The sequence below is a fragment of the Xenorhabdus bovienii genome, assembly GCF_024721015.1.
GTDB lineage: Bacteria > Pseudomonadota > Gammaproteobacteria > Enterobacterales > Enterobacteriaceae > Xenorhabdus > Xenorhabdus bovienii.
This window is the reverse complement of record NZ_JANAIF010000248.1, coordinates 1-916: the sequence shown is the minus strand read 5'-3', so window position 1 is coordinate 916 and position 916 is coordinate 1. Positions and strand designations below refer to the sequence as shown.

Annotated in this window: 1 protein-coding gene; it reads left to right on the top strand. The window is 47.1% G+C overall.

All coding sequences use genetic code 11. The features are described from left to right. A partial coding sequence (locus NXS07_RS22555) for a portal protein (RefSeq protein WP_308686643.1) occupies positions 1 to 916 on the top strand: 916 nt, incomplete at both ends.

The following is a 916-nucleotide window of genomic DNA, read 5'->3' as shown; positions in this document are numbered from 1 at the left end:
AAAAGCCGATATTCTGGCCTGAGCAAATCGCTGGTTATGAGTATATGTACAGCGGTACAGATGATTATCCGTATTACTTGATGAACAAAACGGATGAAAATAACGGAGATATGCCTACTCAACCGATCGCTTACATGGATAACCCAGAAGTACCACAGGCTAATGCCTATATGCTGGAGGCGGCGACTAATGCTGTGAAATCCGTTGCTACAGTGGGTGTTGATTCTGAGGCGGTGAATGGTAATCAGGTAGCATTCGATACCATCAATCAGCTAAATATGCGGTCAGACCTAGAAACCTATGTGTTTCAGGACAATTTATCTACCGCCATGCGCCGAGATGGTGAGATATACGCCTCAATCGTCAATGATATCTATGACGTGCCGCGCAATGTGGTCATGACATTACCGGATGGCAGCGAGAAAGACGTTCAGGTAATGAATGAGGTCGTGGATCTGATGACGGGGCAACGTGCAGTACTCAATGACGTTCGTGGACGTTATGAGTGCTACACCGATGTTGGCCCATCGTTCCAATCCATGAAAGAGCAGAATAGGGCTGAGATTGGCGAGTTATTGAAATCAGTTCCCATTGAGCATCCGGCGTGGAATGTGTTGCTACTTCAATTCCTGTCATTGTTGGATGGCAAAGGTATCGATATCACCCGTGAGTACGCCACCAAACAGCTTGTTATACAAGGACTCAAGAAACCAGAGACACCGGAAGAGGAGCAGTGGTTAGCTGAGGCTCAGCAACAATCTCAGCAGCAACAAGATCCAATGATGGTGGCAGCAATGGCAGAGCAAGAGAAAGCGCAAGCTGAAATCGTCAATGCTCAAACCAGAGCACAAGAGACACAAATCAAAGCATTCACCGCTCAGCAACAGGCTCAAGAATCACAGGCGAACACCATCTA